This is a genomic window from Oricola indica, from assembly GCF_965227485.1.
Lineage (GTDB): Bacteria > Pseudomonadota > Alphaproteobacteria > Rhizobiales > Rhizobiaceae > Oricola > Oricola indica.
On the sequence record NZ_OZ245747.1, the window covers coordinates 2,426,554 to 2,447,743 of the forward strand.

Sequence of the window (21,190 nt, forward strand, 5' to 3'; positions counted from 1 at the left end):
CCTATTCGGCGTTCTTGGCGATCAGTTCCTTGGCCTTCGCCACGAGACCGGCGCCGTCGATGCCCTTGCCGTTGACTTCCTCGATCCAGCGTTCCTGCACCGGAACGAGCGTGTCGAGAAACACCTGCGTTTCCTCTTCGGTCAGCATGATGTGGGTCTTGCCCGCATCAGTGGCCATCTTGATGCCGAAGTCGTCGCCGGCGCGCCATGCCTCGGCGACCTTACCCCACCAGTCGCGGCCCGATGCATCGCGGAACGCCTTCTTGATGTCGTCCGGCAGGCCGTCCCAGCGTGCCTGGTTCATGGACACCTGGAAAGTGGTGGTGCCGAAACGCGTCTCGTCATGACCTTCGATGAAGTAGTCGATCTGCTCCTGAGCCTTGATCACCGGGATGATTTCCCAGGGAAGCAGTGTCGCGTCGACGACCTTCTTGGAGAGCGCGCTAGGCACCTCTGGAACAGGCATCGCAAGCGCCGATGCGCCAAGCGCCTCGATCACCCACGCGCCCGTGCGGTTCGGGATACGGATCTTGAGACCCTCGGTGTCAGCGGGAGAACGGATCTCCTTGTCCACCGACATGATCGCCTGGCCAGCATGGACGTGGAGCCACATAACCTCGAGGCCCTTGTAGTCGTCCTTCAGGTTGTCCTCGAACATGTCGTACATGGCGAGGTTGGCTGCCTTGATGTCGTTCAGAAATACGCCCGGCAGTTCGAAGACCTCGGTACGCGGGAACTGGCCCGGCGTGTAGCCGTTGACGGTCCAGATGAGATCGACCACGCCGTCACGCGCCTGCTGTACCAGTTCGGGCGGGGTGCCGCCGAGGGTCATCGCCGGGTAGATCTCGATCTTCACGCGACCGCCGGAGTTTTCCTCGACCTGCTTTACCCAGGGCTCGAGCATGCGGGTCTGTGCCGGCGCCGTGGCCGGGAGCATTTGGTGAAGCTTGAAGGTGAATTCCTGGGCGGATGCCAGGGACGTGCCCGCAAGCGCGATAGCGGCGCCGAGTACGGCAGCACCCGCCAGTTTCAGAGTTTTCATGTGTATCCTCCTCTTATGGGTGTTCTAGTCGGTGATCGATTGCAGGCGCGGCGAGCATGGCGCTGCCGAATCTCAATTCGGATTTGGAAAACACCTCCCAGTCGATCCCGTTAGCCTATTTCAAGCCTTTTTCCGGCCGGATGTCACCAACCGTTTGCCGTCGGATTCCTCAAAAGCCGCGGTCTACGGGTTCTAGCGCAATTCACATTGCAAAAACTTGGGAAAAAATTGCAAAAAAGGCGGGTAATTTTACGCCTGAAACTCGACGGCCATCTCATATTATAAGAAAGTTGAATGGGTTCGCTTGCGAATCCGAGCCCGAAACGCGTATGAAAATGCCGTCATCCGATCATCGGCCTCGCACGCGAGCATATCCGCTTCGCATGCTGCCAGGCCAAGTCAGCCGGAAAGTGAAAAGCCATGTCTGCGCACCATTTCGTCGTCACGCTGACCTGTGAAGATCGACCGGGCATCGTCGCGGCGGTGACCACCGAACTCGCGGCGGCTGGCGCCAACATCGCCGAATCGAACCAGTTCTGGGACAGGACGACAAACCGGTTCTTCCTGCGCATCGCCCTCATGGCGCCGGACGGAGTCGATCGTGCGGCGATAGAGCGCGCCTTGCGGCCGACCTCGCAACGCTTCGACATGAAAGTCTCGGTCTCGGACCTGTCCGAGCGTCCGAAGATCATCGTCATGGTCTCCAAATCCGACCATGCGATGCTGCACATTCTCTACCAGATCCGTGTCGGCTGGCTTCCGGCCGAGGTCGTCGCCATCGTGTCGAACCACGAGGATTCGCGCCAGACCGCCGAGATCGAGGGCATTCCCTATCACTGCTGGAAGGTGACGAAGGAAAACAAGGCCGAGCAGGAAAGCAAGCTGCTCGCACTGGTCAAGGAAACCGGCGCCGAACTGGTCGTTCTGGCGCGCTATATGCAGATCCTGTCGAACGAGACGTCCAATCGTCTTTTCGGATCGGCGATCAATATCCACCATTCCTTCCTGCCGAGCTTCAAGGGCGCGCGGCCCTATCATCAGGCGCATGAGCGCGGCGTAAAGCTGATCGGCGCGACCGCTCACTACGTGACACCGGATCTCGACGAGGGACCGATCATCGAGCAGGAAACCGAACGTGTCACTCATGCCATGACGCCCGACGATTTCGTCGCGACCGGGCGTGACATCGAAAGCCGCGTGCTCGCCCGTGCCGTCAAGCTGCATCTGGAGCGACGGGTGATGCTGAACGGGCACAAGACGGTGGTATTCGCCAAGTAGGTATGCCGTCGCGTACGTTACGTCGCAGGTCGCCTTGAAAACCGCCGGGTTTGGCCCGGTGGGGCGGCGATATTGCGGATATCCCGATTAAGATAATTTTATCGTTTCTGCGGCGTAGTGGGGCGGGCAATTTACGCCACGGCATCCTTCGGGATGTATCGACATGATGTCGTTTCGTCAGCTTGGCGCTACAGGTCGCGGAAACGGCACCCCGCAAATTCCTCTGATCTGCATTTCCGGCGCTCGCATTCACGCAGGGACTTCGTCCCGCCCGCTGCCGAAGACGTCGGTCTGCCTTCATGTGATCGAAGTGTATCAAGAGGAATTCATGAGTTTCCTTTCCCGTTTCGGCCTTGTCCGTATCGTTACCGCATCGACCGGTTTCATCATCGTCCTCTCATTGCTGGCGGTATCGGCCGCCGTCTACATGATCGTCTCGGATCGTATCGCCAGCGAAGCCGTTCACCGGCAGGATGCGAGCCTCCGGGTGGCTGCAACGATCGCCGAACGCGACATTCCGGGGACGACGGTTACCTGGGCGGCGGACGGCAATGTCGACCGCATCGTCATGGAGGAAATCCCGCAATCCTTCGCAACCCATGACATGATCGACAGCGTCGGCCGCATGACCGGCGAAACGGCGACGGTTTTTGCCTGGGACGCGGAAAGCCAAGATTTCTGGCGCCGCACGACCAATATCGTGAAGCCGGACGGCAACCGCGCGGTCGGCACGAAACTCGGCCAGGGCGGCGCGGTCTATCCGGTCGTCACCAGTGGCGAGACCTTCCGCGGCGAGGCGGTCATTCTGGGAACGCCCTATTTCACCATTTATCAGCCGATCTTCTCGCCGTCCGGCGATGTCACGGGCATCCTCTATGCCGGGGTGCAGAAGTCGGTGATCACGGCCCTGGCGGGTGAAATGTCGTCGGCGCTCGCGATTGCATCGCTTGCCGTGCTTGTCGCCGCCATCATCGCAATGGCGTTTCTGTCGCGTGCTATCCTGCGGCCGATCCCGCGTCTGACGGAGACGGCACAGGCGCTGGCCGAGGGCAAACTGGATATCGAAGTCCCGCACACGGAAGCGAAGAACGAAATCGGCGCGATGGCGCGCGCGCTCGAGATCTTCCGCGAGAACGCGCTCGCCAAGCAGCGCGTCGAGCGCGAGGCCGAGGAAAGCCGGTCGATGACCGAGACGGAGCGCCAGCAGAACGACGAGACGCGCCGGGAAGAAGCGGCCCGTGTCGATGAAGTCGTCAGCCGTCTTGGCGAGGGCCTGCAGCGTGTGGCGGAGGGTGACCTCTCCGTGCGCATCGAATCTCCGTTCATCGAAAGCCTCGACACGATTCGGATGGACTTCAACTCGGCCATCGCGAAGCTTCGCGAGACGCTCGAGGACGTGCGCGACAACACCGAGGTTATCGAAAGCGGCGCGGTTGAAATGCGCAGCTCCGTTGACGAGCTGTCGCGGCGCACCGAACAGCAGGCGGCTTCGCTCGAAGAGACGTCCGCCGCTGTCGAGGAAATTGCGGCCACGGTCACCAGCGCGGCCGAGATGGCCCGTGAGGCCAGCGAAAAGGTCGCCTCGACAAAGGCCGAGACGGAGTCCTCCAGCAAGATCGTCGCCGAGGCGGTTTCCGCGATGGGACAGATCGAGCAGGCTTCGGGCGAAATCTCCAACATCATCAACGTGATCGACGAGATCGCCTTCCAGACGAACCTGCTGGCCCTCAACGCCGGTGTCGAGGCCGCGCGGGCGGGCGAGGCGGGCAAGGGCTTTGCCGTTGTCGCGCAGGAAGTGCGTGAACTCGCGCAGCGATCGGCGGGCGCCGCCAAGGAGATCAAGGACCTGATTACAAAGTCGGGCCGGGAGGTTTCCACCGGCGTCGAACTCGTCAACCGCACCGGTGCGGCGCTTTCGGACATTTCCGAGAAGGTGAATGATGTCAACGACCGCATCCAGTCGATCGCCACGGCCGCGAGCGAGCAGTCGACCGGTATCAAGGACATTTCCAACTCGATTAACCAGCTCGATCAGGTGACGCAGAAAAACGCCGCCATGGTCGAGGAAACAAACGCGCTGACCCACAGGCTTTCCGACGAAGCCGGCGACATGAAATCCAAGATCGCCACTTTCCGTCTCGGGGATCAGCCGAAGGTCGCATCCGCCCCGCGGCCTGTGCCTGCCGGGGAAGCGGCACGGACCGTCGCATCGCCTGCGCGGGCGATGGTCGGAAACATCGCGCGGGCGTTCAACGCCAAGTCCAACCTCGCTACCAATCCTGACGAATGGGAAGAATTTTGATGAGAGATAGCAATATGAGCACTTCGGAACCGATCCTGAAGATCATTTCGTTCCGCCTTTCAGACCAGGTTTTCTGCCTTGATATCATGGCGGTAAAGGAAATCCGGGTCTGGCAGAAGGCGACGCCGCTGCCGCATTCTCCGGATTACGTGCTGGGCTTCATCAATCTGCGCGGCAAGGTCATTCCGGTGGTCGACATGGCGCTTCGCCTCGGCCTTCCGGCGATCCAGCCGACCGAGCAGAGCGCCATAATCGTTATCGACGAGGGCGATCGCGGCGTCGGTATCCTGGTCGACAGCGTGTCCGACATGGTCACCGTCAAGCCGGAAGAAATGCAGCCGGTGCCGGACGTGATGAGCGCGGAAGAAAAGGCGCTGACCCGCGGCATCGTGCCGGTCGGAGACGACATGGTCTGCTTCCTTGACCTGAAGACACTGTTCGACACCGTTCAGGAAAACATGGAAGCGGCCTGACGCAGAGTTGTTCGGGCCGCGTCAGCGGTCCGACGTCTGCCAGCGCGGATTGATCCAGGGTTCGGAATTTTCCGGGGGGAGGGGCGTTCGGCCGAGAATGTGGTCCGACGCCTTTTCGCCGACAAGGATCGACGGTGCGTTGAGATTGCCATTGGTGATGCGCGGGAAGATCGAAGAGTCGGCGACCCGCAGGCCCTCGACGCCGATCACCCGGCATTCCGGATCGACCACCGCCATGGGGTCGTCCGCCCGTCCCATCCGCGCCGTCCCGCAGGGGTGGTAGGCGCTTTCCGCGTGCTCGCGGATGAAACCATTCAGTTCCTCGTCCGACCGGAGCGATGCCCCAGGCTGGATTTCCTTGCCGCGATAGGGATCGAACGCCGCCTGACCGAAAACTTCCCTTGTCAGGCGGATGCAGTGACGAAAATCCGACCAGTCCTGTTCATGGCTCATATAGTTGAACACGATTTTCGGCGGCTGCTTGGGGTCCGATGAACGCAACGTGACGCTGCCGCGCGAGGGTGAACGCATCGGCCCGACATGTGCCTGGAAACCGTGGCCTTCTGCCGCCGCCTTGCCATCGTAGCGCACAGCGATCGGCAGGAAGTGATACTGGATGTCGGGATAGTCGACGCCGGGTTTCGAGCGCAGGAAAGCCGCGCTCTCGAACTGGTTGGACGCACCGGGCCCGTCCTTGGTCAGAAGCCACAGCGCCCCGACCCATGCCTTGCCGAACAGGTTCCAGTATTTGTAGAGCGTGATCGGCTGGGTGCTGGCCTGCTGGATATAGAGTTCGAGGTGGTCCTGCAGGTTCTCGCCGACGCCCGGACGATCGGCGACCATGTCGATGCCGTGTTCGGCCAATTGCGCTGCAGGACCGATGCCCGACAGCAGCAGGATTTTCGGCGTATTGATCGAGGAGGCTGCGACTATGACTTCATTGCGCGCGGTGAGGGTCTTGACCTGTCCACCGCGTTCGATCTCGACGCCGGTCACGCGACCGTTCTCGACGACCACCCGCCGCGCGAATGCGCGCACGAGCGTACAGTTCTGACGTTTCAGGGCCGGCTTCAGATAGGCATTGGCGGTGGACCAGCGGCGGCCTTTCCAGACCGTCTGCTCCATCGGGCCGAACCCTTCCTGTTTCTCGCCATTGTAGTCTGGTGTGATCTCGAACCCGGCCTGCTTGCCAGCCTCGACGAATGCGTGGAAGAGGGGATTGTCGCGCTTGCCCCGGGTGACATGCAGAGGGCCGGAATTTCCGCGCCAGGACGGATCTCCGCCATGGCCGCCGTCGTGCCAGTTTTCCAGCCGCTTGAAATAAGGCAGCACGTCGGCATAGGCCCAGCCGGCCGCGCCGCTTTCCGCCCAGTGGTCGTAATCGCGCGCATGGCCGCGCACATAGACCATGCCATTGATCGAGGACGATCCGCCGATGACATGGCCGCGCGGGGTGGCCAGCCTGCGTCCTCCGAGATGCGGTTCCGGTTCAGACTGGTATCCCCAGTCGTACCGCTTCATGTTCATCGGGTAGGAGAGGGCGCCCGGCATCTGGATGAAGGGGCCGGCGTCCGTCCCACCGGCCTCGACGACGATGACGGAATACTTGCCGTCCTCGGTCAGGCGGTACGCCATGGCCGAGCCGGCAGAGCCGGAGCCGATGATGATGTAATCCGCTTCCATGGCATTCCCGTTCCGTCAGTAAGGGCTGTCGACCGGTTCGAGGCCGACATAGACGCTCTTGACCTGGCTGTAGGCGTCGATCGCCGCGGCCGCGTTCTCGCGCCCGAAGCCGGAGGCCTTGACCCCACCGAACGGCATGCCGGCCGGCGTCAGATTGTAGGTGTTGATCCAGCAGGTGCCGGCCTGCAGCCGCGCAACCGCCCTGTGGGCCCGCGTCAGGTCGGCTGTGAAGACGCCTGCGGCAAGGCCGAATTCGGTCGCGTTGGCGCGGGCGATCACTTCGTCATCGTCCTCGAAATCAAGCACGGACATGACCGGCCCGAAGATTTCCTCTTTCGCGATGGTCATGTCGTCCGTGACGCCGGTGAACACCGCCGGTTCGATGAAGTATCCGTTCTCGAAGCCCTGGATGGAGGGAATGCCGCCGCCGATTTCCAGCGTCGCGCCTTCGGTCTTTCCGGTTTCCACATAACCCATCACTTTCTCGCGCTGTGTCGCCGAGACCATCGGTCCCAGCTGCACGGCTTCGTCCATCGGATCGCCGATGACGATCGAGCGGGTGCGTTCGACCAGACGTTCAACGAAGCGGTCGCGGATCGCGCGGTGCACGAAGACGCGGGTCCCGTTCGAGCAGATCTGGCCGGTCGAATAGAAGTTGCCGAGCATTGCGCCGCCGATGGCGTTCTCGATATCGGCGTCCTCGAAGACGATCAGGGGTGACTTGCCGCCAAGCTCCATGGTGACATGACGCAGGCCCTCCGCCGCGCTCGTATAGACCTTGCGGCCGGTGGGCACCGAGCCTGTCAGCGACACCTTGGCGACGCGCGGATCGGTCGTCAGCGCCGCGCCGACATCGCCGTAGCCCTGGACGACGTTGAGCAGGCCGGCGGGCGCGCCTGCGTCGATCAGGATCTCTGCCAGTTTCAGGGCCGACAGCGGCGTCATTTCCGATGGCTTGAAGATCATCGCGTTGCCGCAGGCGAGTGCAGGCGCAGCCTTCCACGACGCGATCTGGATCGGGTAGTTCCACGCACCGATCCCGACGCATACGCCAAGCGGTTCGCGGCGGGTGTAGGCGAAATCACCGCCCAGTTCGACGGTCTCGCCGCCGATGGTCGGCGTAATGCCGCCGAAATATTCCAGCGCGTCCGCACCAGACATGGCGTCGGCGACAAGCGTTTCCTGCAAGGGCTTGCCGGTGTCTTGCGTCTCGATTTCCGAGAGCTCGCGGTTACGGTCGCGCATGATGTCGGCGGCACGGCGCAGGACGCGGCCGCGCTCGGTCGGCGACCGCGCCGCCCATTCGGCCTGCGCCTTCACGGCGCTTTCGAGCGCCTGACTCATGACGGTGTCGGTCGCCGAGTGAATGGTCGCGATCGTTTCGCCGGTCGCGGGATAGATGACGTCAATCTGGCGGCCGGTTTTGTCTTCAACCGGATTGCCGTCGATGAAATGGGAAGCGGAAGGCTGGTATTTCATGAGCTTGGTCTCAGGGATTCGTAGGATACCATGACATGCTGGCGATAAGCCTCTCGTGCCTGAAGGCGCGTATAGTAGGCGTCGAGCGCCGGCGTTTCAGCACGGTCGATCGGCAGGGTGTAGTAGCGATACAAAAGGTGGCCGGTCATCATGTCGGCGAAGGATGGCGCATCGCCGCCAATGAAGGCAGTGCCGGTGAGGCGGTTGTCCAGCATGCGAGCCAGTGGCTTGAGCCCCTCTATACTGGCTGCGATTTGTTGCTCATTGCGCTGTTCGGGTCGCAGGCGGACGAGAGGTCCGAAGACCTGTCCGATCAGCGTCGGATAGAAGGTAGTCTTGGTCCATTCCGCCCACATATCCTGGCTCGCGCGTCGCGCGGGGTCGGCAGGCCAGAATTGCTCGTCGCCGTACCGGGCTGCGAGATAGCGTAGAACTGCCGGGCTCTCCCAGAGCGGAGGCCCGTCTCCGTCGATGACGACCGGCACCAGCCCATTTGGGTTCATTGCGAGGAATTCCGGCGTGTCGTTGCCGCCGAAGGCACCGCCGTAGTCGAGCCTTTCGCAATCGAGGCCGAGTTCGGCAATCGTCCACATGACCGTTTGTACATTGGACGAAGTGGCGCGACCGTAAACCGTCAACATGTCAGTCCCCTCTCGGAAAGCGCTGGCTTTCTTCCAGAACGTTCAGGTCCATGTGATTGCGCATATAGCGTTCGGACGCCTTTTGCAGTGGCTGGTAGTCCCACGGATAATAGGCTCCGTTTCGCAGGGCTTCATAGACGACCCATCGCCGCGCCTGGCTCTGGCGCACCTCCGCGTCGAAGGCCGCCATGTCCCAGAACCGGCCGGCCTTCCGGGCAAATTCGGAGGCCGTTTCGGCATGGTCGGGGTCGTGCGCGAGGTTCGTCAATTCATGTGGATCGGCTTCAAGATCGAAGAGCTGCGGCTCGTCGAGTTCGCAATGGGTGTATTTCCACTTGCCTTCGCGGATGCAGACGAGCGGGGCGTAGGAGCCTTCGGCGGCATATTCGATGCGCACCGGCGTTTCGCGTCTGGTCCCGTTCATCGCGGGCACGAGCGTTTCGCCATCCGTCCATGGCATGATTTCGGCGATGTCGATGCCGGCGAGATCGCAGACGGTCGGCGTGACGTCCATCGTGCTGACAGGCTCGGTGACGCGGGCCGGCGAGACGCCGGGTGCCGCGATCATCAGCGGCACGCGCGACGAGCCCTCGAAGAAGCTCATCTTGAACCAGAGGCCGCGTTCGCCCAGCATGTCGCCATGGTCGGACACGAACAGGATGATCGTGTTGTCGGCCTGGTGCGTGGTTTCCAGCGCCTCCAGGATTTCGCCGATCTTGTCGTCGAGATAGGAAATGTTCGCGAAATAGGCGCGGCGCGAACGGCGGATATTCTCGTCGGTGATGGTGAAGCTGCGCCAGTCATTGGCGTCGAAGATGCGCTTCGAGTGATCGTCCTGTTCCTCGTAGGGGATCGACGAAACGACCGGGTCGAGATGTTCGCAATCCTCGTAGAGGTCCCAATATTTGCGCCGCGCGACATAGGGGTCATGCGGATGGGTGAAGGAGACGGTGAGCATCCATGGCCGCTCGTCACGCCCGCGTGCCAGATCGTAGACCTTGCGCGTTGCGTGATAGGCGACCTCATCGTCATATTCGAGCTGGTTGGTGATCTCCGCGACGCCGGCGCCGGTGACCGAGCCCATGTTGTGATACCACCAGTCGATGCGCTCTCCCGGCTTGCGATAATCCGGTGTCCAGCCGAAGTCGGCCGGGTAGACGTCGGTTGTCAGGCGCTCCTCGAAACCATGTAACTGGTCGGGGCCGACGAAGTGCATCTTGCCGGAGAGGCAGGTCTGGTAGCCGGCGCGGCGAAGGTGATGCGCATAGGTCGGAATGTCGGACTGGAATTCCGCGGCATTGTCATAGACGCGGGTGCGGCGCGGCAACTGGCCGGCCATGAAGCTGGCGCGGCCGGGCGCGCAGAGCGGAGAACCGGTATAGGCATTGGCGAAGCGGACAGAACGATCGGCCAGCTTCCGCAGATTGGGCACATGCAGCCAATCGGCGGGACCGTCCGGGAACAAGGTTCCGTTCAACTGGTCGACCATCAGGATCAGGATATTCGGTGCGGAGGTCAACTTCGCGTCTCCCTGTTCAGGCACATCTCGAGATATTCGCAAACGAGGCGCATGGTTCCCATGCGATCGGGCACGTGGTCTTGCAAAGCGTGGCGGATATAGAAGCCGTCGATCATCGACGACAGGCCCTGGGCGATGCGCCGGGCGGTATCCTCATCGACGAGTTTGCGGAGGTTGTAGACGAGATTGGAGTCGAGGCGTCGGGCGTAAATCCTGAGGAGCCGCGCCGCCTCCGGCGATTTCTGCGCCTGGACATAGAAGGCGAGCCAGGCCGCGACGATCTCGCGGTCGAACTGGTCGGGTCCGAAACTGGCGGCAATGATCGCGTGCAGGCGCTGGACCGGATCGCTCTGCGATTTCAACCGGTGCTGCACATCCGAGCCGAAGTCCGACAGGATGCGCCGCATGGCGGCGAGGAAGATCTGTTCCTTGGAGCCGAAGTAGTGGTGGGCGAGGGCGGGCGAGACGCCGGCGCGGCGGGCAATGGCGCTGACCGTCACCTCAAGCGAACCGGATGCCCCGATTTCAGCAATGGTCGCGCTGACCAGCGCGTCCCTGCGAATTGGTTCCATACCGACCTTGGGCACCGCACTCTCCAATCCTCACTTGCCATCCATCCCTAATTGTTTTTTAATTGATCCGTCAATCAATAAAAACCGCCAGTTATAACCAGCTATCAGGAGTAACAGATGAGCATTTTGAAAAGCACATTGACCGGGGCGATCGCGCTCGTCGCGTCCTCCGGGACAGCGCTTGCCGCATGCGATGAGGTCGTGTTCTCGGATGTCGGCTGGACCGACATCACCACCACGACGGCGGCCACCAAGCAGGTTCTCGAAGCGCTCGGCTATGAAGTCGATGTTAAGGTCCTGTCGGTTCCGGTCACCTTCGCATCGCTGGAGAAGGACGATGTGGACGTTTTCCTCGGCAACTGGATTCCGGCCCAGAACGCCGCGATCAAGCCGTATCTCGACAGTGGCGAAATCGAACAGGTCGCCGTCAATCTCGAAGGCACGAAATACACGCTCGCAACGCCGACCTATGCATGGGATGCCGGCCTGAAAAGCTATGCGGACATTCACAAATTCGCCGACGAACTCGACGAAAAGATTTACGGCATCGAACCGGGCAATGAGGGCAATGGCTACCTCGTCAGCCTGACCGAGGAGAACAAGTTCGACCTCAAGGACTTCGAGATCGTCGAAAGCTCGGAGCAGGGCATGCTTGCGCAGGTCGCTCGCGCCTATGACAAGAAAGAACCCGTCGTGTTCCTCGGCTGGGAACCGCACCCGATGAACGCCAATTTCGACCTGAAATATCTGCCGGGCGGTGAAGACTTCTTCGGCGGCGAAGGCGTGGTCTACACCACGACCCGCAAGGGTTACACCGAGGAATGCCCGAATGTCGGCAAGCTCCTGACCAACCTCAAGTTCTCGCTTCCGATGGAAAACGAGATCATGGGTGCGATCCTCGACGAGGGCGAGGATGCCGACGACGCGTCGCTTGCTTGGATGAAGGCAAATCCGGACGTCCTCGACGGCTGGCTCGACGGCGTGACGACCAAGGACGGGGAGCCGGGGCTTCCGGCAGTGAAGTCCGCCTTCGGTCTCTGAAACTGACGGGCCGGGCTTGAAAAAGCCCGGCCTTTTTCATTGCGGGATTCGCGAATCCCGAGACTTCGGATTGATTTCGAACGCTTTGCGTAAAACCATGGCCCCGCGCCCGCCATCTGCGGCTGGCGCGGACCATGATCGCCGCGACGTCGGAGGGGTATTGAATGGAATGGTTGACTGACCACAAGATTCCGGTCGGCAAGACCGCGAAATCCGTGTTTGACTGGCTCCAGCACCATGGCGCCTGGTTTTTCGACGGACTGGCGGAATGGATGGAACGCCTGATCGACGGGATTCTCTGGGTTCTTCAGTCCCCCCATCCGCTGATCATCGTGGCCGTTTTCGTCGGGCTCACCTGGTATCTTCAGCGCAGCTGGAAAATCTGCCTACTTGTCTTTCTCGGCTTCCTGTTCATCATCAACCAGGATTACTGGGAGGAGATGACGGAGAGCCTGACGCTGGTTCTGTCATCCTGCCTCGTCTGCATGGCGATCGGCGTTCCGATCGGGATCGCGGCGGCGCACCGACCCCGGCTCTACCAGTTCCTCCAGCCGTTGCTCGACCTGATGCAGACGCTGCCGACCTTCGTCTACCTGATCCCGGCCATCGTCTTCTTCGGCGTCGGTATGGTGCCGGGCCTTCTCGCAACCGTGATCTTTGTTCTGCCGGCTCCGATCCGCCTGACCTATCTCGGCGTGTCGTCGACGCCGACGCCGCTGCTCGAGGCGGCCGAGGCCTTCGGTGCCAAGGGGTGGCAGAAGCTGGTGAAGGTCGAGTTGCCCTATGCGCTGCCACAGATCATGGCGGGTCTGAACCAGACCATCATGCTGTCGCTGTCGATGGTGGTGATCGCGGCGCTTGTCGGCGCCAACGGTCTCGGTGTGCCGGTGATGCGCGCGCTCGGTCAGGTCAACACCGCGCTCGGTTTCGAGAGCGGCTTCATCATCGTCGTCGTCGCGATCATTCTCGACCGGATGCTGCATCTCGGAAAGGACCGGACATGAGCAAGGCTGTTGTTTTCGACAATGTGAGCATCGTCTTCGGTTCGGACCCGAAATCCGCTTTGCCGATGATGGACGAGGGCAAGGACCGCGCCGAGATCCAGCAGGAAACCGGCCAGGTACTGGGCGTGCATAACTGTTCCATCGAGGTGGAGGAGGGCGAAATCCTCGTGCTGATGGGGCTTTCCGGTTCCGGAAAATCCACGCTTCTTCGGGCGGTCAACGGGCTGAACAAGGTTGTGCGCGGCTCGGTGCTGATCAATGACGGCGAGGGGATGACCAACATCACCGAAGCCAATGCCGCGACACTGCGCGACATGCGGCTTCACCGCGTCGCCATGGTGTTCCAGCAATTCGGCCTGCTGCCGTGGCGCGATGTTCTGGACAATGTCGCTTTCGGTCTCGAACTCGACGGCATGGTAAAGCGCGAACGCGAGGAGAAGGCGCGTGCGCAGCTCGATCTCGTGGGTCTGAGCGACTGGGCCGATCACAAGGTTTCCGAATTGTCGGGCGGCATGCAGCAGCGTGTCGGGCTTGCGCGGGCATTCGCCACGGAAGCGCCGATCCTGCTCATGGACGAGCCATTCTCGGCACTCGATCCGCTGATCCGCACGCGCCTGCAGGATGAACTGCTGGAACTCCAGGCCAATCTGAAGCGCACGATCGTATTCGTCAGCCACGACCTCGACGAGGCGTTCAAGCTGGGCGGGCGGATCGCGATCATGGAAGGCGGACGCATCGTGCAATGCGGCACGCCGCAGGAGATCATCCGGAATCCGGCAAACGAATATGTCGCCGATTTCGTCGCGCACATGAATCCGCTTGGCGTGTTGTGTGCCGAAGACGTGATGATTGACGGCGATCTGCCGGAAGATGCGCGCTCGGTTACCCATGACACGGCCGTCGCGGAGATCATGGACATGTTCCTGTCGAACGACGAACCGCTGCGCGTGACCCGGTCCGGCGCGCGGGCGGGGATCGTCACGCCGAAGAGCTTCATGGCCGGACTTGCCGGCAAGCCCACGGTCTCCTGATCCGCGCCGCGGTTGCGATTTTGATTCAACAACCGCGGCCACCCCATTGGAACGTCATCGCAAATCGCCTATTTGCGAACGAGAGACGCAATCGAAGGGGAAGACTTTGGCTATCAGCAAGGATCACGTTCTGGAGCAACTGCGGCGGGTCAAGGGGCCTGATCTGGACGGCAACGTCGTGGATCTGGGGCTTGTCTCGGAGATCGTCATCGCCGGTTCGAAAGTCTTTTTCTCCATTACCGTTCCCGCCGAAAGGGCCGAAGAACTCGAACCGCTGCGCGAAGCCGCCGAGAAGGCGGTGCTCGGCATCGACGGTGTCGAGAAGGCGGGCGTGGTTTTGACCGCCGCGAAGAAGGCCGGCACACCCAATCCGCAGCCGCAACCTGCGCCTCAGCCGGCGCGTCAGGCCCCGCCGCAGGGCGGGCTGCGCAAGCCAGCCGGCGTTCCGGGCATCCGGTCGATCATCGCGGTCGCTTCCGGGAAGGGCGGGGTCGGCAAGTCGACGACTGCGGTCAATCTTGCCTTGGCATTGAGCGGTCTTGGTCTCAAGATCGGTATCCTCGACGCCGATATCTACGGTCCCTCCATGCCGCGCCTGATGGGAATTTCCGGCAAGCCGACCACCGTTGACGGCCGGACGCTCAAGCCTATGGAGAATTACGGGCTCAAGGTGATGTCCATGGGCTTCCTCGTCGAAGAGGATACGCCTATGATCTGGCGCGGGCCGATGGTGATGTCGGCGCTCAACCAGATGCTGAAGGAAGTCGAGTGGGGCGAACTTGACGTGCTGGTGGTCGACATGCCGCCCGGTACGGGCGATGCGCAACTGACCATGGCGCAAAACGTGCCGCTTGCCGGGGCCGTTATCGTCTCGACCCCGCAGGATCTTGCGCTAATCGACGCCCGCAAGGGTCTCAACATGTTCCGCAAGGTCGAGGTTCCGGTGCTCGGCATCATCGAGAACATGAGCTATTTCATCTGTCCCGACTGCGGATCGCGCCACGACATCTTCAGCCATGGCGGCGCGGGCAAGGAAGCGGAGCGTCTGGGCGTGCCGTTCCTCGGCGAGGTGCCGCTGACGATGGATATCCGCGAGAAATCCGACGCAGGCACGCCCATCGTCGTTTCCGATCCGGAGAGCCCGCATGCGGCGGTCTATCGCGATATCGCCCGCACGGTTCAGGAGCGTATCGGCGCGACGGCGCAGTCCGCCCCGTCGATCGTCTTCGACTAGGCAGGCAATCCGTTCGAGGGAAAATGCTTCAAGCTTGAAACTTCTCGGTTGCTTTTGTGATTTCAATCTTCAAGGATAGGGCCAAGCACAGCCTGTCCGCGCCGGGCCACGTCAGGGGAACGTTCCATGAATTGCGTATTTGTTCAGTTGCGGTGTCGTCCGGGCAAGGCCTACGAGGTCGCCGACAGGGTCTATGAGCGCGAGATCGCGTCAGAGCTCTATTCGACAAGCGGCGACTATGACCTGCTGATGAAGCTGTACATTCCAAGTGACGAGGATGTCGGCAAATATATCAACGACCACATTCTCGATATCGAGGGCATCTCGCGCTCGCTGACGACACTCACATTCAAGGCGTTCTGACGGCGGTCCCCCACGGGCCGCCGTTTCCGCTTCAACTCACAACCGGGAGGCAACACATGAAAATGATAACGAGCACATTGGCCGCAGTCGCGATGCTGGCGGCTACGACGGCCGCCTACGCGGAACCGGTCAAGGTCGGCATGATCACGACCCTTTCAGGCGGCGGCGCGAGCCTCGGAATCGATGCGCGCGACGGTTTCATGCTGGCGATCAAGAATTCCGGCAATTCCGACGTCGAAGTCATCATCGAGGACGACCAGCGCAAGCCGGATGTCGCGGTTCAGCTCGCCGACAAGATGATCCAGTCCGACAAGGTCGATATCCTGACCGGCATCATCTGGTCGAACCTCGCCATGGCCGTGGTTCCGGCCGCTGTGGCACAGGGGAAGTTCTATCTTTCGGTCAACGCCGCGCCGTCGCAGTTGGCGGGGCCCGGCTGCAACGCGCGTTACTTCTCGGTTTCCTATCAGAATGACAATCTGCACGAGGCCGCAGGCGCCTATGCCAAGGAAGCCGGCTACAAGAACATGTTCATCCTCGCGCCGAACTATCCGGCGGGCAAGGACTCACTGTCCGGCTTCAAGCGCTACTATGACGGCGAACTCGCCGGCGAGATCTATACGCAGCTCGGCCAGACCGACTATGCCGCCGAAATCGCGCAGATCCGCGCGTCGGGCGCCGATGGCGTGTTCTTCTTCCTGCCGGGCGGCATGGGCATCGCCTTCATGAAGCAATACGCGCAGTCGGGCGTCGAAACCCCGTTGATCGGGCCGGCTTTCTCGTTCGATCAGGGCATCCTTCAGGCGGTCGGTGACGCGGCGCTCGGCGTCAAGAACACCGCCAACTGGTCGAAGGACATCGACAACGAGGCCAACAAGGCATTCGTGGAAAGCTACCAGGCCGAATATGGCCGGCTGCCTTCGGTCTATTCCTCCTATGGCTACGATACGGCCAACCTGATGCTCTCCGCACTGGACAAGGCGTCCGTCTCCGATGCCGATGCCTTCCAGAAGGCGCTCGAGGAAGCCGATTTCGACTCGGTTCGCGGCAAGTTCTCCTTTGCCTCCAACCACCATCCGATCCAGGACATCTATGTGCGCGAAGTGGTCAAGGAAGGTGACATCCTGACCAACAAGATCGTCGCCACCGCGATGACCGATCGCGACAACGCCTATGTCGGCGACTGCAAGATGTGATTGACATGGCGCGGGCCGCTTCGCCGGCCCGCTACCGCATTCCAGCCCCCGGGACGGCGTCGCCGTGAGCGCAGCCCTTTTAATCGAACAGGCTCTCAACGGGCTGCAATTCGGCGTCATGCTTTTCCTCATGGCGGCGGGATTGACGCTGATCTTCGGCGTCATGGGGCTGATCAATCTCGCCCATGGTTCCCTCTACATGGTCGGCGCCTTTGCCTGCGCGGCGGTTGCGACCGCCACAGGCTCCTTCTGGCTCGGTCTCGTGGCGAGCCTCGTCGCCGCGGCGCTTGCCGGCGCGATCATGGAGATCGTCGTGATCCGGAGGCTCTACCGCCGCGATCACCTCGATCAGGTGCTTGCGACTTTCGCGCTGATCCTGATGTTCTCCGAAGGCACGCGCTGGCTGTTCGGCTCGTTCCCGCTCTATCTCGATGTGCCCGAAATCCTCTCTGGCGCTGTGGCGCTGCCGGGCGGGGTTGAATATCCGCTCTACCGGCTGGCTATCATCGTTGCCGGCGTCGGCGTTGCGATCCTGCTCTTCCTGCTGATTGGCCGGACGCGGCTTGGAATCCAGATCAGGGCGGGCGAGGCGGACCGGGAGATGATTGCCGCGCTGGGCGTCGACATCAAGCTGCTCTACACGGCCGTCTTCGCGCTCGGCGCGGCGCTTGCCGGTTTTGCGGGAGGGCTCGTCGGCACGATCCAGTCGGTGCAAGTCGGCATGGGTGAGCCGGTGCTGATCCTGGCTTTCGTCGTGATCGTCATCGGCGGTATCGGCTCGATCAAGGGCGCCTTCATCGGTGCGCTCCTCGTCGGTATCACGGATACGCTCGGGCGCTTCCTTCTTCCGGTTTTCTCGGAGCTTTCATGAACGCGTCGGATGCGACCGCCGTCGGTTCGGCCTTGGCCTCCATGCTGATCTACATCCTGATGGCGCTTGTGCTGGTGGTGCGCCCTGGCGGGCTCTACGGGGCGGGCACCTGATGTTTCGCGAAACGACGGTCAACACCGCGCTTGTCGCGATCCTCGTCGCAGTGCCGCTGATCGCCCAGGCGGCCGGCGAACCCTTCATCATCACGCTGGCGACGAAGGTGGCGATCTTCGCGATGGCGGGAGTCGGGCTAAACATCGCGCTTGGGTATGGCGGGCTAGTGTCATTCGGCCACGCCGCCTTTTTCGGGATCGGCGGTTATGCGGCCGGCATCCTTGCCAGTCACGCGCAGAACTATACGCCGCTCATGACGTGGCCCTTAGTGATCGATGGCACTCAGCAGATGCTGATCATCTGGCCTGTCGCGCTCGCCGCCTCTGGGATCGCGGCGCTGGTGATCGGCGCGCTCAGCCTGCGCACGAGCGGCGTCTATTTCATCATGATCACGCTCGCTTTCGCGCAAATGGTCTTCTATTTCGCGGTCTCCTGGCCCGCCTATGGCGGTGAGGACGGGTTGCCGATCTATGTCCGCGACAAGTTTCCCGGGCTGAACACGCTCGATCCGCTGCAATTCTTCGCCGTCGCCTTCGTCTGCTTCCTGCTGGCGGTGCTGGTTTCTGTGGTGCTGTCGCGCTCGCGCTTCGGCCTTGCGCTGCAAGGTGCCCGGCAGAATGTCGAGCGAGTCCGCGCCGTCGGGATCGATCCCTATCGCCTGCGTCTCGTGGCATTCGTCATCTCCGGCATGATCACCGGGCTTGCCGGTGCGCTCTATGCTGATCTGAACCGCTTTGTCAGCCCGTCGATGCTGTCCTGGCAGACATCGGGCGAGATCATGGTCTTCGTCATCCTGGGCGGTGTCGGCCGGCATTTCGGACCGCTTGCCGGTGCGGCGCTGTTCATTCTGCTCGAACACGAACTCGGCAGCGTCAGCGAATACTGGCAGTTTCTGCTCGGGCTCCTGTTGCTCCTCGTCGTGCTCTTCGCCCATGGCGGCCTGATCGGCGTCCTGACAAGGAGGCCGCATCGTGACTGATCCGGTCCTCGAAATCCGCAAGCTGACGAAACGGTTCGGTGCTCTCACGGTCAGCGACGGTATCGATTTCGATCTTCGTCCGGGCGAGATTCACGCGTTGATCGGTCCAAACGGGGCCGGGAAGTCGACCCTGATCAAGCAGATATGCGGGGAGTTGCACCCGGAAGCCGGCGCCATTCTGTTTTCCGGCCGCGACCTGGCCGGCGAAGGGCCGGTGGCGCGGGCGCGGCGCGGTCTGGCGCGGACCTTCCAGGTATCCTCCGTCGCGCCGGAATTCACGGCGCTGCAGAATGTCGTCCTCGCGGTTCAGGGCGCGAGCGGCGCGACCTTTCGTTTCCTTCGTCCGGCGCTTGGCGATACGGCGCTGACCGGGCCGGCACGCGCTTTCATGGAGCGCGTGGGCCTTTCGGGCCGGGAGAACGTACCCGCTTCGATCCTGTCGCATGGCGAAAGGCGTCGCCTCGAGCTGGCGATGGCGCTGGCGATGGAGCCTCGCGTCTTCCTGCTCGATGAACCGATGGCGGGGCTCGGGCCGGAGGGGTCGCAGGAGATGACCGCCATTCTTTCCGACCTGCGCCACGAGGCTCCGATCCTGCTCGTGGAACACGACATGGACGCCGTCTTCACGCTGGCCGACCGGATCTCGGTTCTTGTCTACGGGCGCATCATCGCGACCGGCACGGTCGATGAAATCCGCGCGAATGCCGAGGTGCAGAGCGCCTATCTGGGAGATGACGCATGAGCGCGCTCCTGGAATTGTCCCGCGTCACCGCCTTCTACGGCGAATCCCAGGCATTGTTCGGCGTCGATCTTCAGGTCGGCGAAGGCGAGGCGGTTGCGCTGATGGGGCGCAACGGCATGGGCAAGACGACGACCATCCGCACCATCATGCGCATGCTCCGCCATAGCGAAGGCTCGATCCGCTTTTCGGGCAGGGACCTCGGCCCGCTGGCTTCGCACCGCGTCGCCCGCGCGGGGATCGGCCTCGTGCCCGAAGGGCGGCGGTGTTTCGCCCCGCTGAGCGTCGAGGAGAACCTCGTTTCCGCCGCGCGGTCCGGACCATGGGACATCGCCGCGGTGACGCGGCTGTTCCCTCGATTGGGCGAGCGTCTGTCTCAAAAGGCAGGGCTGCTCTCCGGCGGCGAGCAGCAGATGCTTGCGATCGGCCGCGCTTTGATGACCAATCCGCGGCTGTTAATCCTGGACGAGGCGACAGAAGGGCTGGCCCCGGTCGTGCGGCAGGAAATCTGGGCGGCGATCCGCGACCTGAAATCGGCAGGGCTGTCGATCCTCGTCGTCGACAAGTCTATCCGCGAACTCGCTTCCGTCGCCGACCGTTGCGTGGTTCTGGAAAAGGGTGAGAGCGTGTGGACCGGTGCGACCGGTGACCTGACGCACGATGTGACCGCCCGCTATCTCGGGGTGTGAGGAGGCCGTATCGATGACTTTGTTTCGTGTCGAGGATTGGGACAACGCCTACGCCAATGGTTCGAATATCGCCGGTGGTGAACGCTGGCCGGATGCGTGGACCGCGCCGGCGGAGGACTTCCGGCGACTGGTCGCGAAGAAAGCGACCACGGACATCGCCTATGGCGAACACCCGCGCGAAACCATGGACCTGTTCATGCCGGACGAAACGCCCAGGGGACTCTTCGTCTTCGTGCATGGCGGATTCTGGATACGGTTCGACAAGTCGACATGGTCGCATTTTGCAGCGGGCGCGTTGGCGTGCGGCTGGGCGGTGGCCATGCCGTCCTATCCGCTTTGTCCCGAGGTGCATGTTCGCGAGATCGCCCAATCCATTTCGCGCGCTGTCGCCCTGGCATCGGCGCGGATCGACGGTCCGATCCGGCTCGCGGGGCATTCCGCCGGCGGGCAGATCGTCGCCCGGTTGCTGTGCGGCGGAACAGGCCTTTCTGACACTGTGCTGGATCGTATCGACCGGGTCATGCCTATCTCGGGCGTGCATGATCTGAGGCCGATGATGCGGACGCAGTTGAACGACACGATCGGGCTGGATGCGGCGGAGGCGAGGGCAGAAAGCCCGGCGCTGCTCGAACCGGCGGTCGATGTGCCGGTGATTTGCTGGGTCGGCGCGGGCGAGCGGTCGGAGTTCGTGCGCCAGAATGCACTGCTCGCCAATGTATGGCGTGGCCTAGGCCTGGCGACCGAGTGCGTCGAGGAGCCTGACAGGCATCATTTCGACGTGATCGACGGGCTCCGTTCGGGCGCGTCGCCGATGGCGCGGGCATTGTTTGCCTGAAGCGGCCGATATTGCCGAACGCGACCCGCAATATCTGAGGATGGACGCAAAAAAAGCGACGGCCGAGTTACGACGAATGGGAATCTCGAGCTATTGCCTGACACT

19 protein-coding genes and 1 pseudogene are annotated in these 21,190 nt (G+C 62.1%); 14 read left to right on the forward strand and 6 right to left on the reverse strand.

What is annotated here, in order from left to right; translation table 11 throughout:
• Position 1: 1 nt before the first annotated feature.
• Positions 2–1,042: a TRAP transporter substrate-binding protein gene (locus ACQK2M_RS12175; protein ID WP_425418030.1), complete on the reverse strand. Its 1,041-nt coding sequence runs from the start codon at positions 1,040–1,042 to the stop codon at positions 2–4.
• Positions 1,043–1,462: 420 nt separating this feature from the next.
• Here ACQK2M_RS12175 and purU point away from each other — a divergent pair, with 420 nt between their 5' ends.
• The 3 genes from purU to ACQK2M_RS12190 all read left to right on the forward strand — a co-directional run bounded on the left by purU (position 1,463) and on the right by ACQK2M_RS12190 (position 5,095).
• Positions 1,463–2,320 carry a formyltetrahydrofolate deformylase gene (gene purU, locus ACQK2M_RS12180; protein WP_425418031.1) on the forward strand — a complete coding sequence of 286 codons (858 nt, stop codon included), beginning with the start codon at positions 1,463–1,465 and terminating at the stop codon, positions 2,318–2,320.
• Between the two features lie 328 nt (positions 2,321–2,648).
• Positions 2,649–4,622 (forward strand): methyl-accepting chemotaxis protein, encoded by a 1,974-nt coding sequence (locus ACQK2M_RS12185; RefSeq protein ID WP_425418032.1) that lies wholly within the window; start codon positions 2,649–2,651, stop codon positions 4,620–4,622.
• Positions 4,622–5,095, forward strand: coding sequence for a chemotaxis protein CheW (locus ACQK2M_RS12190; protein WP_425418033.1), 474 nt, complete (start codon positions 4,622–4,624; stop codon positions 5,093–5,095). Before ACQK2M_RS12185 ends, ACQK2M_RS12190 begins: the two co-directional genes overlap by 1 nt.
• Before the next feature lie 21 nt (positions 5,096–5,116).
• Here the strand turns inward: ACQK2M_RS12190 and betA are convergent, their stop codons facing one another.
• From betA to betI, 5 genes are read right to left on the reverse strand one after another with little or no spacing between them, the layout of a single operon-like run.
• Entirely contained in the window at positions 5,117–6,778 is a 1,662-nt protein-coding gene (gene betA / locus ACQK2M_RS12195; RefSeq protein WP_425418034.1) for a choline dehydrogenase, read from the reverse strand.
• Between the two features lie 15 nt (positions 6,779–6,793).
• Positions 6,794–8,257 (reverse strand): betaine-aldehyde dehydrogenase, encoded by a 1,464-nt coding sequence (gene betB, locus ACQK2M_RS12200; RefSeq protein ID WP_425418035.1) that lies wholly within the window; start codon positions 8,255–8,257, stop codon positions 6,794–6,796.
• Positions 8,254–8,898 carry a glutathione S-transferase family protein gene (locus ACQK2M_RS12205; RefSeq protein WP_425418036.1) on the reverse strand — a complete coding sequence of 215 codons (645 nt, stop codon included), beginning with the start codon at positions 8,896–8,898 and terminating at the stop codon, positions 8,254–8,256. The genes betB and ACQK2M_RS12205 overlap by 4 nt, the downstream gene beginning before the upstream one ends.
• 1 nt (position 8,899) lies before the next feature.
• Entirely contained in the window at positions 8,900–10,417 is a 1,518-nt protein-coding gene (gene betC / locus ACQK2M_RS12210; protein WP_425418037.1) for a choline-sulfatase, read from the reverse strand.
• Entirely contained in the window at positions 10,414–11,004 is a 591-nt protein-coding gene (gene betI / locus ACQK2M_RS12215) for a transcriptional regulator BetI (protein WP_425418038.1), read from the reverse strand. Before betI ends, betC begins: the two co-directional genes overlap by 4 nt.
• A 102-nt stretch (positions 11,005–11,106) precedes the next feature.
• Here betI and choX point away from each other — a divergent pair, with 102 nt between their 5' ends.
• From choX to ACQK2M_RS12270, 11 genes and pseudogenes are all read left to right on the forward strand, one after another.
• Positions 11,107–12,030, forward strand: a complete 924-nt coding sequence (gene choX / locus ACQK2M_RS12220) for a choline ABC transporter substrate-binding protein (RefSeq protein WP_425418039.1) — start codon at positions 11,107–11,109, stop codon at positions 12,028–12,030.
• Positions 12,031–12,194: 164 nt separating this feature from the next.
• Positions 12,195–13,034: a choline ABC transporter permease subunit gene (gene choW, locus ACQK2M_RS12225; protein ID WP_223475192.1), complete on the forward strand. Its 840-nt coding sequence runs from the start codon at positions 12,195–12,197 to the stop codon at positions 13,032–13,034.
• Positions 13,031–14,065 (forward strand): choline ABC transporter ATP-binding protein, encoded by a 1,035-nt coding sequence (gene choV, locus ACQK2M_RS12230; RefSeq protein WP_425418040.1) that lies wholly within the window; start codon positions 13,031–13,033, stop codon positions 14,063–14,065. The genes choW and choV overlap by 4 nt, the downstream gene beginning before the upstream one ends.
• 106 nt (positions 14,066–14,171) lie before the next feature.
• Positions 14,172–15,299, forward strand: coding sequence for an iron-sulfur cluster carrier protein ApbC (gene apbC / locus ACQK2M_RS12235; RefSeq protein WP_223475190.1), 1,128 nt, complete (start codon positions 14,172–14,174; stop codon positions 15,297–15,299).
• Positions 15,300–15,425: 126 nt separating this feature from the next.
• The gene (locus tag ACQK2M_RS12240) at positions 15,426–15,662 is read left to right on the forward strand and encodes an Lrp/AsnC ligand binding domain-containing protein (protein ID WP_223475189.1); all 237 of its coding nucleotides are present in this window, start codon (positions 15,426–15,428) and stop codon (positions 15,660–15,662) included.
• A 62-nt stretch (positions 15,663–15,724) separates the two neighbouring features.
• Positions 15,725–16,858 (forward strand): ABC transporter substrate-binding protein, encoded by a 1,134-nt coding sequence (locus ACQK2M_RS12245; protein ID WP_425420031.1) that lies wholly within the window; start codon positions 15,725–15,727, stop codon positions 16,856–16,858.
• Positions 16,859–16,922: 64 nt separating this feature from the next.
• Positions 16,923–17,842, forward strand: a pseudogene (locus tag ACQK2M_RS12250) (branched-chain amino acid ABC transporter permease).
• On the forward strand, positions 17,842–18,822 hold the full coding sequence (locus tag ACQK2M_RS12255; protein ID WP_425418041.1) for a branched-chain amino acid ABC transporter permease: 981 nt from the start codon (positions 17,842–17,844) through the stop codon (positions 18,820–18,822). Before ACQK2M_RS12250 ends, ACQK2M_RS12255 begins: the two are co-directional and overlap by 1 nt.
• Positions 18,815–19,564 carry an ABC transporter ATP-binding protein gene (locus ACQK2M_RS12260; RefSeq protein ID WP_425418042.1) on the forward strand — a complete coding sequence of 250 codons (750 nt, stop codon included), beginning with the start codon at positions 18,815–18,817 and terminating at the stop codon, positions 19,562–19,564. The genes ACQK2M_RS12255 and ACQK2M_RS12260 overlap by 8 nt, the downstream gene beginning before the upstream one ends.
• Positions 19,561–20,250, forward strand: a complete 690-nt coding sequence (locus tag ACQK2M_RS12265; RefSeq protein ID WP_425418043.1) for an ABC transporter ATP-binding protein — start codon at positions 19,561–19,563, stop codon at positions 20,248–20,250. The genes ACQK2M_RS12260 and ACQK2M_RS12265 overlap by 4 nt, the downstream gene beginning before the upstream one ends.
• A 13-nt stretch (positions 20,251–20,263) precedes the next feature.
• Positions 20,264–21,085: an alpha/beta hydrolase gene (locus ACQK2M_RS12270; RefSeq protein WP_425418044.1), complete on the forward strand. Its 822-nt coding sequence runs from the start codon at positions 20,264–20,266 to the stop codon at positions 21,083–21,085.
• The last annotated feature ends 105 nt before the right edge of the window (positions 21,086–21,190 follow it).